This is a genomic window from Acinetobacter sp. COS3, assembly GCF_000475335.1.
Lineage (GTDB): Bacteria > Pseudomonadota > Gammaproteobacteria > Pseudomonadales > Moraxellaceae > Acinetobacter > Acinetobacter venetianus.
This window is the reverse complement of the sequence record NZ_AXCD01000034.1, coordinates 77,995-101,068: the sequence shown is the minus strand read 5'-3', so window position 1 is coordinate 101,068 and position 23,074 is coordinate 77,995. Positions and strand designations below refer to the sequence as shown.

23 protein-coding genes are annotated in these 23,074 nt (G+C 38.9%); 9 read left to right on the top strand and 14 right to left on the bottom strand.

Annotated features, from left to right (window positions below):
- Positions 1–21: 21 nt before the first annotated feature.
- The 4 genes from yccS to IO68_RS28770 form a co-directional block, all read right to left on the bottom strand.
- Positions 22–2,172 (bottom strand): YccS family putative transporter, encoded by a 2,151-nt coding sequence (gene yccS / locus IO68_RS28785; RefSeq protein WP_031234853.1) that lies wholly within the window; start codon positions 2,170–2,172, stop codon positions 22–24.
- A gap of 241 nt (positions 2,173–2,413) precedes the next feature.
- On the bottom strand, positions 2,414–2,998 hold the full coding sequence (gene sodC / locus IO68_RS28780; protein WP_023013803.1) for a superoxide dismutase family protein: 585 nt from the start codon (positions 2,996–2,998) through the stop codon (positions 2,414–2,416).
- Positions 2,999–3,104: 106 nt separating this feature from the next.
- Positions 3,105–4,202 (bottom strand): AI-2E family transporter, encoded by a 1,098-nt coding sequence (locus IO68_RS28775; RefSeq protein WP_004877739.1) that lies wholly within the window; start codon positions 4,200–4,202, stop codon positions 3,105–3,107.
- Positions 4,203–4,319: 117 nt separating this feature from the next.
- Positions 4,320–4,964, bottom strand: coding sequence for a ParA family protein (locus IO68_RS28770; RefSeq protein WP_004877738.1), 645 nt, complete (start codon positions 4,962–4,964; stop codon positions 4,320–4,322).
- A gap of 130 nt (positions 4,965–5,094) precedes the next feature.
- Here IO68_RS28770 and IO68_RS28765 point away from each other — a divergent pair, with 130 nt between their 5' ends.
- On the top strand, positions 5,095–5,562 hold the full coding sequence (locus tag IO68_RS28765) for a Holliday junction resolvase-like protein (RefSeq protein WP_004877736.1): 468 nt from the start codon (positions 5,095–5,097) through the stop codon (positions 5,560–5,562).
- Here IO68_RS28765 and IO68_RS28760 read toward each other — a convergent pair.
- Complete coding sequence (locus IO68_RS28760; protein ID WP_019385474.1) at positions 5,559–6,200, bottom strand: class I SAM-dependent methyltransferase; 642 nt, start codon at positions 6,198–6,200, stop codon at positions 5,559–5,561. The two genes, IO68_RS28765 and IO68_RS28760, sit on opposite strands and share 4 nt — an antisense overlap.
- A gap of 194 nt (positions 6,201–6,394) precedes the next feature.
- On the opposite strand from IO68_RS28760, the gene IO68_RS28755 reads away from it, so the two are divergent.
- A complete protein-coding gene (locus IO68_RS28755; RefSeq protein WP_227500164.1) occupies positions 6,395–6,940 on the top strand; it encodes a hypothetical protein in 546 nt (181 codons plus the stop codon).
- 48 nt (positions 6,941–6,988) lie between these two features.
- Here IO68_RS28755 and IO68_RS28750 read toward each other — a convergent pair whose 3' ends face one another.
- Positions 6,989–7,561: a hypothetical protein gene (locus tag IO68_RS28750; RefSeq protein ID WP_023013802.1), complete on the bottom strand. Its 573-nt coding sequence runs from the start codon at positions 7,559–7,561 to the stop codon at positions 6,989–6,991.
- Positions 7,562–7,590: 29 nt separating this feature from the next.
- On the bottom strand, positions 7,591–8,364 hold the full coding sequence (locus IO68_RS28745; RefSeq protein ID WP_023013801.1) for a class I SAM-dependent methyltransferase: 774 nt from the start codon (positions 8,362–8,364) through the stop codon (positions 7,591–7,593).
- A 120-nt stretch (positions 8,365–8,484) separates the two neighbouring features.
- Here IO68_RS28745 and IO68_RS28740 point away from each other — a divergent pair, with 120 nt between their 5' ends.
- Entirely contained in the window at positions 8,485–9,756 is a 1,272-nt protein-coding gene (locus IO68_RS28740; RefSeq protein WP_023013800.1) for a hypothetical protein, read from the top strand.
- 56 nt (positions 9,757–9,812) lie between these two features.
- Here the strand turns inward: IO68_RS28740 and IO68_RS28735 are convergent, their stop codons facing one another.
- Positions 9,813–10,400, bottom strand: coding sequence for a hypothetical protein (locus tag IO68_RS28735; protein WP_023013799.1), 588 nt, complete (start codon positions 10,398–10,400; stop codon positions 9,813–9,815).
- A 611-nt stretch (positions 10,401–11,011) separates the two neighbouring features.
- Between IO68_RS28735 and IO68_RS28730 the strand changes: the two genes are divergently transcribed.
- Both IO68_RS28730 and IO68_RS28725 read left to right on the top strand, forming a co-directional pair.
- Entirely contained in the window at positions 11,012–11,320 is a 309-nt protein-coding gene (locus tag IO68_RS28730; RefSeq protein WP_019385467.1) for a hypothetical protein, read from the top strand.
- A 73-nt stretch (positions 11,321–11,393) separates the two neighbouring features.
- Complete coding sequence (locus IO68_RS28725; RefSeq protein WP_023013798.1) at positions 11,394–12,749, top strand: S8 family peptidase; 1,356 nt, start codon at positions 11,394–11,396, stop codon at positions 12,747–12,749.
- Between the two features lie 97 nt (positions 12,750–12,846).
- On the opposite strand, the gene IO68_RS28720 is transcribed toward IO68_RS28725, so the two are convergent.
- Positions 12,847–13,260, bottom strand: a complete 414-nt coding sequence (locus IO68_RS28720; RefSeq protein ID WP_023013797.1) for a hypothetical protein — start codon at positions 13,258–13,260, stop codon at positions 12,847–12,849.
- Between the two features lie 234 nt (positions 13,261–13,494).
- Between IO68_RS28720 and IO68_RS28715 the strand changes: the two genes are divergently transcribed.
- Positions 13,495–14,991: a flavin-containing monooxygenase gene (locus tag IO68_RS28715; protein ID WP_023013796.1), complete on the top strand. Its 1,497-nt coding sequence runs from the start codon at positions 13,495–13,497 to the stop codon at positions 14,989–14,991.
- A gap of 52 nt (positions 14,992–15,043) precedes the next feature.
- On the opposite strand, the gene IO68_RS28710 is transcribed toward IO68_RS28715, so the two are convergent.
- The 5 genes from IO68_RS28710 to IO68_RS0117025 form a co-directional block, all read right to left on the bottom strand.
- On the bottom strand, positions 15,044–15,463 hold the full coding sequence (locus IO68_RS28710; RefSeq protein ID WP_031234852.1) for a hypothetical protein: 420 nt from the start codon (positions 15,461–15,463) through the stop codon (positions 15,044–15,046).
- Positions 15,464–15,715: 252 nt separating this feature from the next.
- Positions 15,716–16,138, bottom strand: a complete 423-nt coding sequence (locus tag IO68_RS28705) for a hypothetical protein (protein ID WP_023013794.1) — start codon at positions 16,136–16,138, stop codon at positions 15,716–15,718.
- A 78-nt stretch (positions 16,139–16,216) separates the two neighbouring features.
- Positions 16,217–18,286 (bottom strand): glycine--tRNA ligase subunit beta, encoded by a 2,070-nt coding sequence (glyS, locus tag IO68_RS28700; RefSeq protein WP_023013793.1) that lies wholly within the window; start codon positions 18,284–18,286, stop codon positions 16,217–16,219.
- Positions 18,286–19,275, bottom strand: a complete 990-nt coding sequence (gene glyQ, locus IO68_RS28695; RefSeq protein WP_004660270.1) for a glycine--tRNA ligase subunit alpha — start codon at positions 19,273–19,275, stop codon at positions 18,286–18,288. The genes glyS and glyQ overlap by 1 nt, the downstream gene beginning before the upstream one ends.
- A 91-nt stretch (positions 19,276–19,366) precedes the next feature.
- Positions 19,367–19,843 (bottom strand): hypothetical protein, encoded by a 477-nt coding sequence (locus tag IO68_RS0117025; RefSeq protein WP_227502893.1) that lies wholly within the window; start codon positions 19,841–19,843, stop codon positions 19,367–19,369.
- Between the two features lie 151 nt (positions 19,844–19,994).
- Between IO68_RS0117025 and IO68_RS28690 the strand changes: the two genes are divergently transcribed.
- From IO68_RS28690 to IO68_RS28680, 3 genes are all read left to right on the top strand, one after another.
- Positions 19,995–20,789, top strand: coding sequence for a tetratricopeptide repeat protein (locus tag IO68_RS28690; RefSeq protein ID WP_023013791.1), 795 nt, complete (start codon positions 19,995–19,997; stop codon positions 20,787–20,789).
- A 214-nt stretch (positions 20,790–21,003) separates the two neighbouring features.
- Positions 21,004–22,266, top strand: coding sequence for a putative DNA modification/repair radical SAM protein (locus IO68_RS28685; protein ID WP_023013790.1), 1,263 nt, complete (start codon positions 21,004–21,006; stop codon positions 22,264–22,266).
- Positions 22,267–22,268: 2 nt separating this feature from the next.
- Entirely contained in the window at positions 22,269–23,063 is a 795-nt protein-coding gene (locus tag IO68_RS28680; RefSeq protein ID WP_023013789.1) for a TIGR03915 family putative DNA repair protein, read from the top strand.
- Positions 23,064–23,074 lie beyond the last annotated feature (11 nt).

Here is a 23,074-nt window from a genome sequence, read left to right as displayed (position 1 = left end):
TCTAAGTTATTGATCGCCGCATTATTTAATTTCCAGCTCGAGTAGTTTGTTTTTTAAAACTACGAGTTCTGGCAGGGTCTCTAGCAATAGGGTCATTTGTTTTAGTAATAGTTGATGCTTGCTAGAGACCTGTTTTTGTTGATGTAAATGTTCAATATCTTGTAATAAATGGTCCAGATAATGTTCTGGAATAGGTACTTGTTGCAGCAATGTTTGATTCAATAAGTTCTCTATACGATCTAATAGTTCGAGTGCTTTAGGATCTTCGATTTTTTCTCTTTGATGTCCTAATGCAGACACATAACTGAGCTGACTGTGACTATAAACTAAGTAACGAAAGGCGTGTTGAATGAGTTCTTGGTTTGGTTGAGGTTCAGTACTCAAACTGGAAATCATATTCGATAATTCAATTTGAGCATTATGTGCGGCACGCCGTGTGGTGCGATACGCTAAGTTCTGTTCTCGTCCGTGATGATATTGCTGGATCACTAAGTGCAAATATTGCAGTGTGGCTTGGCTACTCTTTTTAATATTGTTGGAAATATTACGGAAATTCCAGTCAGGCCAAATGAAGTTAACGGCTAACCAAGCGATGGCACAGCCGATGAGTGTGTCCATAATACGCGGTACGATAATACTAAAACCCGCGCCTTTTAAATTAAAAATCAATAACACCATCAAAGTGGCCATGACCGTTGCCAGTGCATATTTCTTTTGTCTTAAATAGAAAAAATACACCCCACAAATCACGGTAATAATGAGTTGTCCTTCAACACTCGGTACAAAATATAGAATCGGTACACCCAGCAGAACACCAAGCAATGTTCCAATCGTTCGGAGTTTTAAACGACTTTTGGTTGCAAAATAAGTAATTTGGCACACGAATAAACTGGTGAGCAAAATCCAATAACCATTTTGCGCAAATGGTAACAAGGAAATCACGTAACCAATTGCAAACACAACCGCAAGACGCACGGCATGACGAAATAACGCTGATTGTGGACTAAGCTGTTGTTTGATTTTTAAAATAAAGTCTTGTGCACCTTGAATGTCATCATCCAGTAAATTGAGATGATCTTGGTGTTGTTCTGCGGCATGATGTTCGATGTTTTGACTAAATTGTAATTGTGCAAATTGTTCATGCACACTTTTTAAATTATTTAAAATTAGTTCCAGATTTTTCACCTCGATATTATCAGGGTGCTGTTGTACCCAATCTTGCATGGAATCTTCGAGATTTTTTAAAGCCGCCGTCGCCTCCGAACTCGGTTGATACACTTGATGATGTAAAATAGCTTGGCTTAAATCACGACAAGCCACCGCTTGCAGATGCATATTTTTTTGAATACGGAAAATCAAATCACTGCGGCTAAAGTTTTGATGAATCTTTTCATAATGCAGATAATTTGAAGTGACCTGCTCATGCATATCTTGGGCAAAATAATATAAGTTGAGCCAATAAATACTGGTGTTATTGACGCGAGATGCTTTTAAACGTGTAAGAAGCGAGTTTTTGGCTTGATTTAAGCTATTCACGACTTGGGTATTTTTCTGTGATAACTCAAATAGTAAGCTTTCAACATTATCAATATTATCTGGATCAAATAAGCGTGCCTTAGTATGTAAAAGCACTGAAATATCTTTGAAAATTGCAGAGATCTTTTCTTGTAATGGGAGGGTGGGGCGAATAATAAAAAACACAATCGAAGTCAGACCATACCAAAGTGCACCAAGCACAAAATAACTCGGTTGCTGATACCAATGCGGGTATTCACCCAGTCCAAACATGGTGTAAATCGACAGTAAAATTGTGCCAAAAGAAATGGTGGCGTAACGTTGACCTAAAGCGCCCATTAGAATGAGTGCTGCGCTTGATACGCTTAAATAAACAATGAACCAAAATTTGTAAGGTGCGAGAAACTCTAAAATTGTGCTGACACTAAAAAATAAAATGCAGACATAGAGCAGATTCCGCAAACGAATACTCAAGCGATCATCAAAGTCAGTCAGTGCCGTAGCAATCGCACCCAAAGTCACTGGAACAATGAACTGTCCAAGTCCTAGGTGATGGAGAACCAATGTAGTGCCGCACAGTACGATCAAAATTTGTAGGCAATACAACAAAATAGAATTAGAGCGAAAACGATTAAATATCTGGGCGAAGTTTTTCACGATTATTGTTCTTTAATTTATTTAAGTTGATCATACGAATAAACTTCCCAAAAGGAAGTCGCACAGGGTAAGCAATTTGCACTCAGTTTTAGCATGATTAATTAATTGAACTTTCAAATAATAATCTTATGCAAAATTCATGCGCAGTTTTATTTTCTTTAAAAATCGTGAGCCTTTGGGGTAAATGTGACTACAAAACAGCTAAGCTGTGGATAACTTCACAGATACCCACAGCAAAGATTTACTTAATCACACCACATGCGATGCGAGCACCACCACCGCCAAGTGGAAGTGGACTATCCGAATAATTATCGCCACCCGCATGGATCATAATCGCACGTCCTTGGACATCTGCCATTTTTAAACGTGGCGCAATCACAGGTGTTGTAGCAAAACCTTTTTCATTCACAACTAATACGGGTAAATCACCTAAATGACCGTTTTGGGGAGTACCATGATGTGCGATATTTTCAGGATTTAAATGACCGCCTGCAGCCAGTGCAGCTCCCATTTTTCCATCTTTGATTGCAGCATCACAGGATGCATTTTCATGGATATGAAAGCCATGCTCACCAGGTGAAAGTTTCCATAAAGCAGGCGTGATGAGCAGGCCTTTAGGGGTTTCTTGAAAAGAGATTGTACCAATTGATGCACCTACACCATCCGCACTGACAAGATGCACAGGGATCAAATGCTTTTGATCATTGGTTGTGCTTTGTTTCTGAATTTTTGCCGTGGCGTTGTTATCGATAAGTGCTGATGAGCAGGCAGTTAAGCTTAAGATCAATGCGGTCAAAAAAGAAAGTTTAGGTAATGTTGAAAACATCGCGAGTTGTCCTTGTCTATTGTCTTTATCATCTTGATTCAAACAAAGTATTGAACAACTCGCAAGTGAGATTCGTTATCAAATGATTAATGGTCTAAAGAAAACCCTATTTCGATTCTGGGGGTGCTTCAATGGCAGCGATAGGTTCTTGTACATTTTCATGTAACCATTCACGCCAGATCGCCAGTAAGATTGCCAAAATAACAGGGCCGATAAATAAACCAACCAAGCCAAAACTAGCAATACCGCCTAATACACCAAACATGATGAGTAGGAATGGAATTTTAGTTGCCCCTGAGATCACCAGTGGACGGATGACATTATCCGCACTACTGACGATTAAGATACCCCAAGTCACGACACCAATTGCCTCAACGGTTTGACCTTGTGAGAATAACCAAAGTCCAACGCCGAGATAAGAGATCGGTGTACCAAAAGGAATCAAAGCTAAGATAAAGGTGACGAAGGTCAGTAGCATTGGGTTGGGTACACCAGCTACAAAATAACTTAGACCTGCAAGGAGTGCTTGTGCAACAGCGGTTAGACCCACACCATAGACTACAGCACGAGTGGTTTCAGAAATGGTATCTAAATAATGATGGACACGCGGCCCAATTACCATTTCTAAGGCACGGCTGACCTGAGACAAAATCATTTGCCCATCACGATAGAAGAAAAATAGCGTCATGATGGCAAAGGTCAATTTAACCAAATTGCGGCTGATTTCACTGAGGACAAATCGACCATAGCTGAGATGGCTTTGAATCCATTCAGCAACATTCTTGGTAATACTATTCGGATCGCTGCTTAATTCACTAATGGTACGACTAATGTCCTTGCCAATAATAGGAAGGTTCTTAATAAAATCGGGGACTTGAACATGTCCTGAAAAAAGCTGTTTTTGTAAATTAAAATATAAATTACGACCTTCTAATTGCAGCATGAAAATTGCAAAAATAAAAGGAATTCCAATCACGAGTATGACCAAGGTGATCATAATCGTAGCATTGAGAGTAGGTCGGTTTTCACCAAAAAAACGACGTTGTACCCATAGATATACAGGCCAAGTCATATAGGCAATAATTGCTGCCCAAAGCACAGGGACAATAAAGTATTTAAGAATACTAAATCCCAAAAACATTAAGACAAAGAACAGCCCAAACAGCAAAACGCGTTGTAATGTGGAAGCGTATTGTTGCACCATGATTTTCTCAGTGCTAGAAATTGAATCAATCCATATTAACTGAAAAAGCCGTATAGTGAAATTTTCATTTCTTGATTTTAAGATTTAATATCAAAAGATTACCTTTCGTTGCAAAGCTTAAAACCACTCGCTTGGGTCATCAACCAATTGGTTTAAAACAGGTTGCCATTGGCTCTGAATCGTCACAAAGTTTTTCTGTGTTTTATCAAAGATACTCAAGCCTTGCATCGCTAAAGTTCCGTATGCGCTACGTTCTGAAATCCATGCAACAGGTTCTTGCTCGATTTTGGTAAAAAAGTCCTGAATGTCTTTAGAACTTGCACTATTCGGTTTCACACGATTTGCAATCAATAAAATTTGAACTTTACCTTTACGGATACGTTTGATGTCTTGTAAGTGTTTTAAGAAACGACGGGTACTATCAATGTCAAAGAAAGACGGTTGCAACGGTGTCACGATGGCATGCGATTCACTGATCAACTGTTCAGCATGTTCACCAGACAATGCACCTGGCGCATCAATAATTAAATAATCTAAGTGTTTTGGGGCTTCACCGATAGATTTTTCATGACGCCAATCAAGGCTTTGAATTTGAGCGACTGTATTTGGTCGTTGTTTTAACCATTGTAATGATGATTTTTGATTGTCGGCGTCGGCTAACGCAACTTTATAACCCTTTTGTGATAATGCTGTAGCGAGGGTAATCGCTGTCATGGTTTTGCCACAACCACCTTTTTGATTCGCAATTAATATTGTCTTCATGAACTTAGATTTTTTAACAAATGTTTCGTATTCCACTATACCTTAGCATCTTTTTTACGCGAGTGTGTTACACATGACAAAAGTTTAATGTTGCAGTTAAATAGCGAGGTTGCAGTAAAGGAAGTTTTTTATGTCGGTTTGGCTGGCTATGCTGATTGGGGCGTGTATTGGAGTGGTAATCACGACCATTATTTTATCCAATACCCGAAATGGACGTATCCAAGCAGAATACGAAAAATATATTGCTGAGTTAGAGTTAGAACATAAGCAAGCATTATTAGATGCGCAAAAACGTAGTGTGAATACCAGTCGAGCAGTACTCAAAGGAAAAATGGCTGAGCAATTTGCACCGATCTTGCCTGAGTTTCAGTATTTACCCAGTGACGCCAAATTCTTAGGTGATCCAGTTGATTATGTGATCTTTGATGGCTATACCGATTTCCGTGATGGAGATGGCGAAGCGGAAGATATTGAAGTCATTTTGTTAGATATTAAAAGTGGTGGGGCGCGCTTGAGCAAAGGACAGCAAGCGATTGCTCAAGCGGTGCGTGAAGGGCGAATTCGATTCGAAACCTTGCGTATTGATTTTCAAGATTAAGAAAGCTGATCCAAATCAATTTTTTGTACGCGCGCCAATAACATTTTTTGTGCAATCACAGGAATGCCTTCAGCATCAAAGTATTGTTTTTCGATAAATTTAAATTTGGCTTGAGCCAAACTTCGCTCAATATCTCGATTCAGATGGCAACCGTCACCAATCCGTTTTTGAATCGGCGTAAGTAGTGTCTGCAAGGACTGAATCTTGACTGAGTCGGGGTGTTTGACGTGCTCAACCAGATGAAATGTGCCTGTGGGTTTAAGCACACGGTAGATTTCAGCTAAGGCTTGATCAAGTTGAGGAATACTACACAAGGTCCATGTTGATACGATGTGATCTAAAGATGCATCGGCAAATGGAAGCTTCTCAGCACTAGATTGCACATGTTTTACATTGAACGGTGCATGTTGCACACGTTCAACTGCAAGGTGATAAATATCAGGGTTTGGCTCAAGTGCATAGAGTGTATCGACGTTGCCATAAAAAGGAATATTCAGACCTGTTCCAAATCCTATTTCTAGTACTTCGCCTTCAATCGGGAGTAATAATTCACGACGCTTGTCCATCAAACTCGCAGTTTGCATGACTTGGTTCAGAAGATGAGGGAAGACTCGACGCTGATAAAATTGATAAATCATGGAAATCCATTTTTTAGATTTTTAAAAAATAAGTTAGCAAAATAGAAGCACAAAAATATGACTAAAGTGATTTTGATTGTTACTAAAAAAAGCACTTTTTTTCACCATCTAAGCATACTATGAAATTGATGATTAATTTATTTGCACTCAGCAACATTTTTGAGGAAGTATAAGCCATGAAAAAACGTCTATGGATGAGTTTATGCATGGTTGCTGTAATTGGACAGGCACATGCATCTAAAAGCGATATTGAATACAACATTGCAAATGGATTGCTACCTGTTGCCAAAGATCAGTCTATCTCTGTATTACAACCGTTTTATGGCAATTTTCGGATTTTAGGTTCAAAAGTGTATCAGGATGACGAACAAGCGAAATTTTCTCCGATAGATTATGCGGTGAGTTGGGGATTATTTGCCAATCCTGAAATTGCTCGTACCATTTCAGTGAATCAATATGATCGTTATCTAAATTGGAAAATGGATAAGGTGCCAGTTCCAACAGATATCGCGATGCAAATGGTTTCGAATATGCACATCATTCCTGCCAATCCCGAGATCGCACAGCAGATTAAGCAAGTTAAACGTGGTGATTTGGTACAATTAAAAGGTGAATTGGTTGAGGTTCGAGATAAAGATTTAGTTTGGAAATCCTCTTTATCGCCGACCGACACAGGTGATGGTGCTTGTGAGTTATTCCGTGTGAATTCGATTCAATGGATTGAAAAGCAGAAAATTTAAAATATATAAAATAAAAAAGAGGGCAGATGCCCTCTTTTTTATTGGGTTTTATTCAGCTTGCATTTTGGCTTCAGGTGCGAGTGAACTTCTCCAATGATGTAATTGGCTTTGAGCATGCAGGTATTCATTTAAATGATCGACTTGCTTGGCTGTATCTACATTTTGTGTGGACGATGATAGCGTTGCTTGCTGTAAAACTTTGGCCTGGTTTTCCCAATAATCATAGAGCAGACCTTGGATATAACGACCTTGTTCTGTCTTTAATTCTAAATCTTTGAGCATCACCAGTGCTGAGTTGATATTGTCTTTTTGACGTTGCTGTTCGAACTCAGGTGTTAAGGTATTGGCCTCTTTCATTTTAGCCAATTCGATTTCCATACTATCGCTCATGTCTGTAAAGCGACGATCATAATCATCAAGGATCGCAATATCATGTGCATCATCAGCTGTAGCAGGGAATTGTTTGATCGGGGTTTGATTTAATTGCCCAATTGCATCATTCACTGAGTTTGTTTGATTATCTTTATTTACGGTAGGTTCAGGGTCTTTATTACACGCACTGAGTAGTAGTACTGAGCTGAGCATACAAGTTAGTGCAAATGTCGTTTTTAAATGAGGCATAGAACAACTCGATTGGTAATTTAGTTTATTTAAGCTTTCTGAAATTGATAAGCATAAGTGGTATATGGGAAATCAATCTGATCTTGCGCAGTTAAGCCTGTAAAATCAAATACAATTTGTTCAAACTTTGATTTTAAGCGTTGCTGTTCTATTTCAGGCATTGCTGCAATGAAGCTAGTTGAAAGCAACCGATTGCTGACTACTTGCTCTACTGTACCATGATGCAAAAGTTGGAAAGTATTTAACTCAATCAGTTTGAACAGCGTTTGCTGCTCGAATACTTTTTTCCATTGCTCACTGTGATACCGAGGGGTATCGCCTTCCAAGGGTGCAATTTCATCAGCTAAGGCTTTTACCCAATTAACATTGGTATCGCGCTGATTCCAAACTAGACCCAGTTGCCCCGCAGGCTTTAAGACGCGATGTATCTCGGTTAAGGTTTCTATATTAGCAAACCAATGAAATGACTGAGCACAAATCACGGCATCGATTGAAGCGGATGAAAATGGAAGTTGGTGGCTAAATGCTTGTACAGATTCCACCAGCGGATGTGCTTGTTGAAGTTGTTGCAACATTGCAGCAACAGGTTCAACTGCGATGACATTTGCTTGCGTTTGATTGAGGTAAGGTAAGAATTTGCCAGTCCCAGAACCGAGATCAACAACAGTGGAAGTTTCATCTATTTTGAGTCGATCTTGCAGCCAAAAGGCGATTTCTTGTGGGTAACTGGGGCGAACTTGTTGGTACAGTTCAGCACCTAAACTAAAGCCTTTTTGAGCTGCTGGATGCAGGGATTGTGTCATTTTTTGCGCTTTTTAATCTGTCTTATCTCTATAAAATAAGATACTCCGCAATTAGGGTTTGGCAAAGTCATCATTTGATGCCTTTTTGCTACAGATCTAAAATCAATTTTTAGTGTGAGCATGGATAAGCAAATATTATTTGAAGATGAACACATTCGCGTTATTTTTTTAAAAGGTTCAAGTGACACTTTGGTGATTTCGTTCGGCGATTTGATTAGTCGAGCGAAAGGCATGTCGATTAATGCTGAAAAATCATTAATAAAATATCAGTACAATGTTATCGGTATCATGCCGAAACTCAAATCATGGTTTCCTAAAAGTAGCATGTTGCAAATGCAGCAATATGTGCAGCCGATCTTGCAACAATTTAAAGGAATTGTGGGTTATGGCGGCTCAATGGGCGGCTATGCGGCGATTAAGTATTCAAAACTTTTGAATATGCAGAAAATCGTGGCTTTTGTTCCACAATACTCAATTGATCCAGATGTTGTGCAAGATCGCCGTTATGCAGAATTTTTTGATCCATCTATCCATCAGGACATGCAAATTCAGGCGGACGAAGTGGATTCGAATCGTGAATATTTGATTGTTTACGATCCTTATTTTGCTGAAGATAAAGAGCATTTCTTAAAAATAAAACCTTTACTACCAAAGATGCATGTGATTCATTTGCCTTTTACGGGACATGAAGCATTAGCTGTATTGGCAAGTTCACAGTTGCTCAATGATTTTGTTGAGAAGCCTTTTGACATTACTTATTTCTATAAGCGTGTCCGAGAAGTGAAAAAACAAAGCAAATTCTATTATCGTCATGTACTTGATGCTTTATTGCCGCGACATCCGCAGGCATTATTGAAGATATTGGAAAATCAAGATTTAGCGCTAGATGAGCGTTATTTTGATGCTGTTTTAAAACAAAAACTGGTGCAACAACTGTTTAACTTAAAGCAGGGCACAGTTCAGAATTTGCATAAACTGGGCATTCAACTTCATCAGACGCAACAAGCAACGGTACAATCTCCGAATGTCAAAACGGCGGAGCAGACATTCCTTGTGTTTAACTTGGTGAGTTTAAAGCTTGAATGCTATGCGGCGGACATCATTGCAGTGAATTCACAGTATTTAGTTCCTTTAACCGTTCACGCCAATAGTTTGGTGAAACTTGAGTTGAATGGAGAAAACTATTTATTGACTATGAATGATCGCGGGATTCATAAATTGATCCCTGAGCATGAGGCACTTCCTTTGGATCAGTCACCATTGGTATTTAAGCAATATGAAGGTTTTTGTAGCATGAGCTATAAGCAACTGACCTTAAGCTGTGATGAACAGGGTTTTAGTCACTTTGTAGAGAGTGGCGCAGAAGAGCAAAGTAAATTACAGCTTTGCTAAAAATAGAAAATCCCCTTGATCAAACAAGGGGATTTTTTTTACAACATAATAAGGGGTTATTTCACACCAACTTTAGCATTGGTATTCACATTTGTATTTACGCCGAGCACTTTAACACCGACATTTGCACCTGTTTGCAGATTTTTCTTGTCTGCTTGTAGGCCTGTTTTGGCATTGATTGCGGCAGTTTTATTGTTGAGTTGCGCTTTGGCATTGCTTTGGGCTTCTAAGTTCACAGCCTTCGCGTTAGTTTGTTTATCTTCAATACTTTTTTTGACATTTGCTGTTTTTTCAGCAGCAAACGCTTTGCCATCAACGGCTTTTTCAACAGTATAGTCTTTGGTATTTTTGACCGCAGTGCCTGTAGTATGGATCACTTTAGACCCTATATTGGTTGCTGTTCCAATCGTTGTCTTAGAGGCTTGCACTCCAGTATTTACAGCAGCATGACCAACATGTTGAGCGGCATGACCTACGCCTTGAGCGGTATTTTTCACTGCACCAGTTACGCCTTGGATTAAGCCTCCAGATTGAACATTAACTTGAGCTGAGCCATTGGCATTCATTCCAACGTTTTGTGCAAAAATAGAAGCAGAAGCGAGAATACTTGTTGTCACGATAGCTGTTTTGATCATTTTCTTCATGCGATTTCCTTTAGAGATGTACCATGTTGTGGCACTTCATGAACGCAACTGCATCATAACGAGCAAAATTTGGAAAAGTAGGGATTTCAGCAAAACTTTACAACCAGATTACAGCTTAAAAACACTCTAGGGAAAATTGTGGAGATCGCTTGCATCATTAAGTACGTGAAAAATATATTTTTATTTTGAATAAATTGGATTGTTTTTGAATCTGCTCCACACCATTTTTTTTCTTTTCATATAAAATTAGGTGATTGATCATAAAAGTACAACTATTGAATAAATAAGTAGATTTTAGTTGCCACAAAAACAAAAAATAAACTGGCATTTTTATTGCTTGGTATAAATATATTGAATATTTATTGCACTTTTTATATGCGTTATACTTTTTTGCAAAGAAATTTTTACTTTTGGCTGCATCTCCCTAAGAAAAGCCTAATGCAGTATAAAAATTCAAATGAATATTTGATTCGAATAACTAAATAAGGAGTGATGATTTAACTATAAATGTGAAATTTAATGTGAATTTTAAAATTAAATACAGATTGGTTTTTAAGAAAAATAATTAAAAACCGAAGCAAAGTCAGTAAATAAAGCGCAGGAGAAATTAAATGAAAATGATTGCGGCATTTCTACTTTTACTGATTGGGTTGGGTGTGATGGTCTTGTATTTCAAACCAAAAGACCCGTTAACGTCAGTTGATGATGTGGCTGTCTATCAGATGAAGGGTGAAAACTCTGCACCTATTGCAACCCGTCTAACTAAACAGGAGGAAACCAATAAAAACACGGTATCTAGTTTGTCTCGTAAACATGCAGCCGCTCAAGAGGAGGTGATATTTTACGACACAAAAAGTGATCCCTCGATTCAACCAATCGATCCAGAAAAAGATCCAGCAAATGAAATTAAAAAACTTTAAATAATCTAGTGTTCTTTACCCAAGAAAGCTAGCGATTCAAAAGTTCTTTATAAAAGAACGATGGAGACCAAAAGTGAACAATAAAACATTATTATTGGTGGGTTTATGCGCTTGTTACAGTGCAACAACTTCAGCAGCTTCATTAACCTCAACGCAATTAAAACAGCAACTTAGCTCCGCTGCAGTGAGCAAGGTTGCACAAGGCAAAATTAATCTCGATGCTTTGGTCAGTAATGATTCAAATGATTTACTGATTGAGTACGATATGAATGTTGCCAACATGCCATTAGGCTTAGAAAAGCGAAATTATATTGCTGATGGCAAAGCGCGATTTAAAAATAAATTTACAAAAGAGGCGGGCTTTCAAACCTTACGAGAATTTAATGGATTGCCATTAGGCTTATACCGAATTCAAAACCGTGAAACCTTAGCGAAAGTGTTGAATGATCCTTCGGTGAAAGGTGTCTATCCTAACCGTAAGAACTATACGACGACGATGGAAAGTTTACCTTTAATCAATCAACCTCAAACAGCAAGCAACGGCTTTACTGGAGAAGGCACAAGTGTTGCTGTGATTGATACAGGTGTGAACTACACACATTCTGACTTTGGCTGTACTGCGCTGAATACACCATCATCGACTTGCCGTGTTGTCTATTCGTTTGATGCTGCGGCTGATGACAATAATCTAGATGATGATGGGCACGGCAGTAATGTCTCAGGCATTATTTCCAAAGTAGCGCCTAAAACTAAAATTATTGGAATTGATGTTTTTAGTAAAGTTAGATATCGCGGACAATGGGTAAGCTCAGCAAATGATAGTGATATTTTAGCAGGTATCAATTGGACGGTGAATAATGCGCAAGCTTATAACATCAAAGCTGTCAATATGAGTTTAGGCGTCCCTGGAGTGAAGTATACATCTGAGTGTAGTAATAGCAGTTATAAAACTGCTTTTGCAAATGCTCGTGCGGCAGGCGTTGTTCCAGTTGTTGCTACTGGTAATGATGCCTTTTCTGATGGTATCTCATCCCCTGCATGTGTTGCTGGTGCTGTGAGAGTAGGTGCTGTGTATGATACGAATATTGGAGGCGTTTCTTGGGGTAATCCCGTGAAATGTTCAGATCCTACGACCGCAGCAGATAAAGTTGCCTGCTTCAGTAATGGTGGCTCACTGGTAACGTTACTTGCGCCGGGTGCAATGATTACAGCGGGTGGTTATACCATGGGGGGAACATCGCAAGCGACCCCGCATGTGGCAGGTGCAATTGCATTGTTACGTGCCAATAATGTCAGTCCAGCTGAGACAATTGATCAAACTGTAAATCGTTTGAAAGCAACAGGGAAACCAATCACGGATACGCGTACTGGTTTGATTTTCCCTCGTATTGATGTGTTAGCCGCGACCAATGGGCTAACATTAAACTAAGGTTAATTTTTTATAGTTTAAATTGATCTAAAGTAAGTTTGAAAAGCCATAGCTCGCTGCATACCACCAAATATGCAGCGAGTTTTTTTATCAGTAATTAGTGGCACTTCGCTAAATTGTCAGCACTAAAATTGCTTTGTAGTTTTTTGAAGTTTGCTTGAGTTGCTGGATCTTGTGTATCAAATGCAGTGGCAGTCTGAGCTGCTGGTTGGGCCTGTTCAGCATATTGAATCGTTGTTGAGTTCGCAGAAATTAAACCCTGCTGATTGAATGTCCAATGTTCAACGGCTTCTCCACCATCAAAATAACCTTTAAATTCGATCAGACAGTTTTGAGGTTGCATGATGAGTTTTGCGACATTGTTTTCAGTTGATGGTGTGGCTTCAATATTTTTAACTTGTTCTAAGGCTTGTGAAGATGTCGTTGTTTGAGTTGGAGAGATAGAACAGGCAGTAAAACCAAGGCTTGCTGTGATTGAAAATAAAAGTGTTTTTAAGGGTGTTAGCTTCATGTGTGAAATTCCAGTTCTATACATATCAATTTTTTAAAGTGTGTCGATAAAGAAAGTTAAGTTCAATGAAGTTTTTGAAATTACAGTGTAAATTTATACCAGATTCTTTTAACAGACAAAGTTCATTTGCAATTTGTATCAGAAATGACCGCCGAAAAGGTCAGTCCTGATAATGACCCATTCATGGGTTTATGCGATGTTGTTTTCGGCTTTGTGTAAGGAAAATAATAGATCATGAATACAAAATCGAAGACGATTCCATTTCATCGTGTCATTGTGATTGGCGGTGGTTTTGCAGGATTAGGGGCTGCAATCAAGCTAAAAGAATCAGATATTCATGATTTTATCTTATTAGAAAAAGCCGATGAACTCGGCGGTGTTTGGCGTGAAAATACCTATCCGGGCTGCGCTTGTGATGTGCCATCGGCATTGTATTCATATTCTTTTGAACCGAATCCAACATGGAGTCGTGTCTTTGCAGGGCAAGTAGAAATCAAACAATATCTGCAAAATACGGCGCAGAAATACCAAGTTTTACCGCATGTACATTTCCAACATGAAGCGCTATCAGCAAGTTGGTCTGATGCAAAACAATGCTGGGTGATTAAAACCAATCAAGGTGAATTTCATTCACAATTTGCAATTATGGCATGTGGGCCAATGCATGAACCTGTCATTCCCAATGTTAAAGGACTGAAAAATTTTAAAGGTGAGGTTTTCCATTCATCACGTTGGCGACATGATATTGATTTGACTGGAAAGCGAGTTGCGGTGATTGGGACTGGTGCTTCGGCAATTCAGTTTGTACCGCAGATTCAGCCTTTGGTAAAAGAGTTGACGGTATTCCAACGTACACCGCATTGGGTATTGCCGAAGTCTGATATGCCACTGCCAAGTGCTGTTCAAACCTTATTTAAATATATCCCTGTAACTCAGTCGGTGATGCGCGGTTCAGTTTATGGCATCTTTGAAACCTTAAATGGTGGTTTACAAAGTAATGCTGCGATGCGACAAGTACAGCGTATTGCGGAATTTCATATTAAACAGGGCATCAAAGATTCTGAGTTACGCACTAAAGTGACGCCAAATTATGTGATCGGCTGTAAACGCATTCTGCAATCTAATGAATGGTATCCAGCCCTAGCTCAAGAAAATGTCAATGTTGTTGCAGGGGCGTTGAGCGAAGTCAAAGGCAAGCAGCTGATTGCAAGTGATGGTTCAAGCTTTGAGGCTGATGTCATTATTCTTGGGACGGGTTTTGAAGTGGCTGAACCGCCAATTGCGCAGCGTGTCTATAATCGTTATGGACAAAGTATGTCAGATGTGTGGCAGGGTAGTCCAGAAGGCTATATGGGAACGATGGTGGTAGACTGCCCGAATGGCTTTTTGATGTTTGGACCGAATATTGCGGTGAGCTCTTCTGCTTTTATCATCATTGAAGCGCAGCTCACTTATATTATGGATGCGTTAAAACAAGCGATTCAGAAAAATATCAAAACCATAGAACCCGATCCTGTGCGTATGGCTGAGTTTAATCAACGTGTACAAGAGGCTTTACAAACAACGGTTTGGAACAAAGGGGGTTGTCATAGTTATTTTATTGATCGGAACGGACGTAATAGTACGGTATGGCCGTGGACAACATTTAAGATGCGTCAGCAACTCAGCCGTTTTAATTTAAATGAATATCTGATTGATCGTCAGGTTAAGCTCGAAACTGAAACAGCTTAAATCTCTATCATTAATAAAAAAACCTCTAACTTTTGATTAGAGGTTTTTTTATTTAGTTCGATGATGGCTGGCTCAGTTCAGCTCGTTCAATGGGCACATTTCCATCATTTGTACCCACAACTGCATCTTTGGTGTCTTGCCATTTTTTAGCAGTAAATTGTTTGGCTTTCTCTGCTTGAGTTTGAACAACTTCAGATTGTTCTTCGGTATATTTTTTGGTATCTGTCCACTTTTCACTGATCTTTTGTGATGTGTTTTCAGATGCACCTTGAATTGAGCCACCTAAGTTTTGTAGTCCTTTGCCTGTTTTATACAGCAATACTCGACCGAGACTAGGGTTGTCACCATAAGGAAGTGTTTTTTCAGCCGTTGTAGTATTTGCATTTGCCGTAGTTGTATTTGTTTCAACTGCCCAGAGAGAAGACGATGCGATCAGTGCAGTCGTTAAACACAGTGCAGGTACTTTTTTCATCATCTTTTATCCTTTTGGCGATGCTGTTTGCAATTCAAGTTTTATAGCTTATCGCCAAGTTCAAGAAAAGAATGTAGGTGATGTGAAATTGATAATGCTCGTAACGTTAATTAAAAAGAGACTATCTATATGATAAGAGCACAATTACTAGTTTGGAGTTAATCATAAAAATTGTATCAATACGGGAGTAGTTTTTCGATTTAGATGTCCAATATTTAATAAAGCGAAGGCCTCTTTCATCTAATTTTTAATTTATATACAGTTTACTAATTGATTTGGAAAGAATCCTCGGACTTTTTTAAATTCAGATTGGACTTCTTGTGCATGAGGATTTAATTTTTGATTTGAACGGACATATTCTAAAAACTGGCCTTGATTCTCGGGGAGCATGGTTAAGCCACCATCAGTGTAATTATATTCTGTCCGCTGAGCTTGTTTTAGTCCTGATGCATTAAAATGCCAAAGGTAAATAATTTTTCCAGTCTCACCATAAAGTGTGATCGATATTGTACAGATATTCTTTTTCCGTTTGAGTATAGCAATGCTTCCTTCGGGAGCATCGTAACCATTGGGGTGATTTACTGCAGCAAGAGTATGTAATTGCTTTGATAGAGCTAAACAGGTGGTAGGATAGATTATGAGTGAGAACATCATAGCGCAAATTTTTGTTTGCATCTTTAATAACCACCTAACTAAATAAACCCCACTAATTTTATAGCGGGGTTTATTTAAAAGATCAAGAATTATAAATACTTAACCTTGTAATACACTTACATCTGCAATCGCTGTAAACAAATCACGCAACTGAGCCAATAAACGTAAACGGTTGGCTTTTAATTCAGCGTCGTCCGCCATAACCATTACGCCTTCGAAGAAAGCATCAATTGGCACACGAAGTGCAGCAAGTTTAGACAACGCTTCTGTATAGTTACGTGCAGCAAGTAAAGGCTGAACCACTGGTGTTAAAGCTGATAACTCTGCATAAAGTGCTTTTTCAGCAGCTTCAACTAGATTCGCTTCAACCACAGCACCTTCAGGTGTCGCTTCTTTAGCAAGAATATTGGCAACACGCTTATTAGCCGCAGCCAATGCAGCCGCTTCTGGCAATGTACTGAAATGATTCACTGCATTCACACGCTTATCAAAATCAAGTGGAGATTTTGGTGCAAGTGCTTGTACCGCTTGAATCACATCAACCGCAACGCCTTGATCTTCATATTTAGCACGGTAACGACCTTCAAGGAACGCAACGGCATCCGCACGCGTCTTGTCATGATCTTTAACCACGTCACCATAACCTTGAAGCGCAAAGTTAACCAGTTCTTCAATCGTCACATCGAGTTCATTTTCGATGATTAAACGTAAGATACCAATCGCAGAACGACGTAATGCAAACGGGTCTTTAGAACCTGTTGGCGCTTGACCAATACCAAAAATACCAACAAGCGTATCTAAACGATCTGCAAGTGCAATGGTTGTACCTGTCTTGGTTTGTGGTAATACATCACCCGCAAACTTAGGTAAGTATTGCTCACCTAAAGCTTCAGCAACTTCATGATTCTCACCTTCAAGGCGTGCATAGTAAGTACCTGCAATCCCTTGAAGTTCAGGGAATTCACCCACAAGTTCAGAGGTCAAATCGCATTTAGCAAGTAACGCTGCTTTTTCCGCATCTGCTGCATTTGCACCTGTAATTGGAGATAGTGCAATTGCTAATTTAGCAATACGTTCTGATTTATTCCAAAGCGTACCCAATTGTGCTTGGAATACCATATTCGCGAGTTTTTCTTTACGAGACGCAAGCGGTTGCTTTTGGTCTTGTAAGAAGAAGAATTCTGCATCAGACAAACGAGGGCGAACAACTTTCTCATTTCCTTCAATAATTTGAGTCGGATCTTTAGACTCAATATTTGAAACGGTAATGAAGTAAGGCTGTAATTTACCTTCAGCATTGATTAAGCAGAAATACTTCTGGTTATCCTGCATGGTGGTAATCAAGGCTTCCTGAGGAACTGCTAAATAGCGCTCTTCAAAAGTCGCACGTAAGGCAACAGGCCATTCAACCAAGCTAGTCACTTCATCAAGTAAGTCTGCTGGTACAATCGCAGTGGCATTGACTTCATCTGCCAAAGTTTTGACTTGTGCTTGAATCGTCGCTTGGCGCTTTTCAAAATCAGCAACAACATGCGCATTTTCTAATGTTGTTAAGTAGTCGTTTGCATGTGCCAAAACAACAGCTTCAGGCGCATGGAAACGATGACCATAAGTCACATTACCTGTTTTGTGATCTTGAATGCTTGCTTCAATCACTTGATCATCTTTAAGCAATACCACCCATTTTACTGGACGAACGAATTCAGTACGGCTTGCCGCTGAACGCATACGCTTAGCAATTGGTAAATTATCCAATGCTGCTTGTAAAATTTGCGGCAGTAAAGCATCAAGGCTTTGACCTTTGACATCTTTCAAGAAGCAAACTTTTTCAACTTTACCTGCTTGGAAAGTAGAAAGCTGATCAACTGTAATACCTTGACCACGCATAAAGCCTTCAAGTGCTTTAGTTGGTTTGCCTTCAGCATCATAAGCGGCTTGAACAGCAGGGCCATCAAAACGTTTTTGTGTGTCTGCTTGAGCCGCATCGATATCAACAATTTTTAATGCTAAACGACGTGGTGCAGCATAGGCTTCGATTACAGTGAAGTTTAAGCCTGCATCTTTTAAGCCTTTTTCTGTTTCAGCTTTTAAAGCATCACGCAAAGTTTTTAAGCTTTTTGGTGGAAGTTCTTCACAGCCAAGTTCGAATAAAACAGTATGCTTTGTCATTATTTATTCTCCTTCGCTTTTTCAGCTTGGGCTGCTTCTGCTTCAACTTGTGCTTTTAACTGTGCTAATACTTCATCACGTAGATGTGGTTCTGCCATTGGGAAACCGAGTTTCGCACGCGCAGCCACATAACTTTGTGCAATTGAACGCGCTAAGGTACGAACACGTAAAATGTAACGTTGACGTTCAGTCACTGAAATCGCACCACGCGCATCCAACAAGTTAAAACAATGTGATGCTTTGATCACTTGTTCGTAAGCAGGAAGTGGTAGTTCAGCTTCGATTAAACGAGATGCTTCAGCTTCATAGAAATCGAATAATTCAAACATTTTATCAACTGGTGCATATTCGAAATTATAAGTCGATTGCTCAACTTCGTTTTGATGGAATACATCACCGTAAGTGACTGTACCGAATTGACCTTTGGTCCAAACAAGATCGTAAACTGAGTCTACACCTTGCAGGTACATCGCAAGACGTTCTAAACCGTAAGTGATTTCACCAGTCACAGGATAGCACTCAACACCACCGACTTGCTGGAAGTAAGTGAACTGAGTCACTTCCATACCATTTAACCAAACTTCCCAACCTAAGCCCCAAGCGCCCAGTGTTGGAGATTCCCAGTTGTCTTCTACGAAACGAATATCGTGCGTTAGGGTATCGATGCCGATCGCTTTTAACGAATCAAGATAAAGCTGTTGGATATTGTCTGGGTTTGGCTTGAGTACCACTTGGAACTGATAATAGTGTTGTAAACGGTTTGGGTTCTCACCATAACGACCATCTTTTGGACGGCGTGAAGGTTGAACATAAGCCGCGTTCCAAGTTTCTGGCCCTAATGCACGTAAGAAGGTTGCAGTGTGGAATGTCCCTGCGCCCATTTCCATATCATATGGTTGTAATACGACGCAGCCTTGCTCCGCCCAATAGTTTTGTAGGGCAAGAATTAAGCCCTGAAATGTATCAATATGCGATATAGCACGACTCATGGTGCATCCACTGGAATCAAACAAAAATTGTGGTTAAGTATAAGGATTTTGGGGGTGAGTGGCAAAGGCTTGTTTCTATACCTGTAAAAAATTATTGGAGCTCATTTGTTTGAGATTCTCTGGCACGTTTGGCTTTTAATTTAGGTAGAAATGAGGCAAAAGACCAAAAGATTAGACTAAGAATAAAACTGATTGTTAGCGTAGAGGTAGAGGCAAATGTACGTCCAACAGTTGGGAAAGCATATTCAAATAAGGGCTGATTATGAGCAATATTTTCAAAGATTGCGAGAAAGAAATAAATTAAGCTAAATGATATGTGCGCACCAAACCACATGGCAGGAAAGATAAAACGATTCTTGGTAATCAGTATCTGGCAAATCCGAAGTAATAATGGGAATAACAGGATATAGTAAATACCAGAAAATAAGCCCACAATATAAAGAAGATCAAGTCCGAATTTTCCTGTAAATAAAGAAAATAGGATCAGGAGACTAATGGGAATAAGAGGTGTAATAATAAGAGAGATTTTGGGTTGATAGTCGATATTTGTCGTTGTTGTGCTCATCATAAATAAAGTATTTTCAGGGTTTTAAAAATTTTAAAATGATCTGCTGTTCATGTCTATTGGTATTTAAAAAATAATGATTATATTTTTTATTTAGGCTTTTATAAAATTTTGTTAGGATAGCGTGTAATTGTATAAATTAGATTGTTCTGAAATGAATTTAAAAAAGTATTATCTTGGTGTTTTTATATTATTTTTAGGCTTTCTTAGTTTTAACTATTTAAAACATAATTGGACTTATCTTTCTGCTTCTTATAATTATCATTTTAAAGATTTAAGTGCAGATGAACTAAATGATTACGCAGCCTTAGTCTATTATAAGAATATGAATGATCGTATCCGAGATAGAAATTACGACGAAGCGACGAAAGAAAAAAAAGCTTTAGAAATTGAAAAGCTCTTTCAACAAGCTGCTGAACAAGGGAGTGCTTTAGCTAAATTGAATTTGACTACGCTTTATTATCGGAAAGAAGACTTAAGTCGTTTTGTACCTAAGATGTTCAAACTATCTGAAGAGGCTGCGCAAGCAGGTAATGCTGATGCTCAGTTCAGGGTAGGTACATTTTTTCATACAGGTTATGGCGTTGATACCGATTATAAAAAAGCAATGTATTGGTATACAAAAGCTGCCGAGCAGGGTAATCCAGCTGGAATGAATAATATTGGAGTGCTTTATCAGCAAGGATTAGGGGTAGAGAAAAATGGTAAGGTTTCAACAGAATGGTACATAAAAGCCGCCAATATGGGTTATGCCAATGGTCAAGAGAATATGTTTCAAAATTATTATTCTGGGCTCAATGGTTTGCCAGAAAATAAAGAAGAAGCAATGAGATGGCGAGAAATGTGTTATTACCGTACTGAGGAAATACCGATTCAGCCTGTATTTGATTTTGATCTTAAGAGAACAGAGACTTATCCAAATACTTGTAAGGATAAAAACAGGTTCTAATAAATATAAAATAAGGTATAAATATAATTTTAACTCATGCATATTTATACCTGTATTCTTTTGTAAGTCTAATTATTTGATATTAAATGTATTTTTAAGAATCCTGTTTTTGAACGTCACTTCATGACGTATTGCATCTTTTGGGTACTTAATTTCACAACTTTGAAATGCTAATTTTTAAACGATCTTCTCTGTTTTCTTCAGGTCGTTTGAAATGTCTGATCGCATTCGTGAAAAACTCCAGATTCTTGCGGACGCTGCCAAATATGACGTGTCCTGTTCCTCCAGCGGCAGTGACCGTAAAAATAAAGACAAAGGTTTAGGCGATGCTAGTCAGGCAGGGATTTGCCATAGCTATACTGAAGATGGGCGTTGTGTTTCTTTGCTAAAAATCCTGTTCAGTAATGTCTGCATTCTTGATTGTGCCTATTGTGTGTCACGCCGTTCCAATGATGTCAAACGGGCTGCATTTACCGTACAAGAAGTGGTTGACCTGACCATTAATTTTTATCGTCGTAACTATATAGAGGGATTATTCCTCAGCTCTGGTATTTTTAAATCCGCAGACTATACGATGGAGCGGATGCTTCAAGTGGTGAAAAAGCTACGTCTAGAGGAAAATTTTAATGGCTATATTCATCTCAAAACTATTCCAGGCGCATCGCCTGAGTTGATTCATGAAGCAGGACTTTATGCTGACCGAATGAGCATCAATTTAGAAATGCCAACTGAGGTTGGATTAAAAGCATTTGCGCCTGAAAAATCCCATCAAGAAGTACAAAAAGATTTAGGATTGGTTCGAGATCGACTGATTCAACTTAAAGACGAACGCCAAATTATTAAGCATGTGCCGAAATATGTACCCGCAGGACAGACCACTCAAATGGTGGTTGGCGCACATCAAGAGACTGATCAAGATGTGCTATTTATGGCAGATCGACATTATAAAGAGTTCAAGTTAAAGCGTGTCTATTTCTCAGGCTACATTCCAATCAATACCGAGAATAACTATTTACCCGCTGTCGGTTCAGCACCACCTTTGCTACGAGAGAATCGACTTTATCAAAGTGATTGGTTGATGCGATTTTATGGTTTTCAGGTCAATGAAATCGTCAATGAAAAATACCCACATTTAGATTTGGATGTAGATCCGAAACTGAGTTGGGCATTGCGTCATCCTGAACAGTTTCCTGTCGATTTGAATCGTGCTGATTATCAAATGATCTTGCGTGTGCCGGGCATTGGGGTGAAGTCTGCCAAGAAAATCGTGCAAGCGCGTCGTTTTGGTAAGGTGCATATTGATTTACTAAAACAACTCGGTGTGGCGTATTCCAGAGCAAAATTTTTTATTCGTTGTGAAGATAGCCCGCGCTTTCAAAAAGAGTTGTCATCTCATTATATTCGTCAACAAATCTTGACGCAGGGTTCATCCAAATACGTTAAACAACTGTCACCTCAGCTAAGCTTAGGATTTTGATCATGTCTGCTGATGGTATGGTTTATTATTATTTTGATGGTTCGATGGTTGGTTTGCTCAATTGTGTATTTCGTGCCTTTCAATTTAAAGAGTTTCAAGTTCAGCTTTGTTTTAATGAAGGTGCGCAACATGGTTTATTTTCCACTGTTGTTGAGATTCCCAATAATGAACATCATGCGCAGCGTGTTTGGTCGGCGATACAGCAGCGTTTAAGTCAATCTTCATTAAGACAATTTTACTTTGCTTATTTATCTGAGTCCTTAGATGCGTTTCAGCATTTATTTAATTACTGTATATACGTTTTTCATCATCAACATTCTGTTGAAAAAAATTATGCGCACCCGAGTGTATTGGCGATAGCACAATGGGCAAAAAAAGTCGGTCGTGAAAAGCATCGTATGGAAGCCTTTGTCCGTTTTAAGAAAACCACAGATGGATTATTTTTAAGTTTGGTGCGACCTGATTTTAATGTATTGCCTTTGATCCAACCGCATTTTAAACGACGTTATCAAGATCAATGCTGGCTGATTTATGATGAGCAACGAAAATATGGTTTGTACTATGACTTACATGAAATTCATGAGGTGTCATTAGAGGCAAATGAAATTGATCGGAATCTTGCAAGTGGCGCAAGTCAAAGTTTTCAATTGCAGCTGGATGAGCAAGAACAATTATATGATCAACTCTGGAAAGATTATTTCAATAGTATCAACATTAAAGAACGTCAAAACGTTAAATTGCATGTGCAATATTTACCGAAACGCTATTGGCGTTATCTCAATGAAAAGTTGATTTAACGGAATAAAAA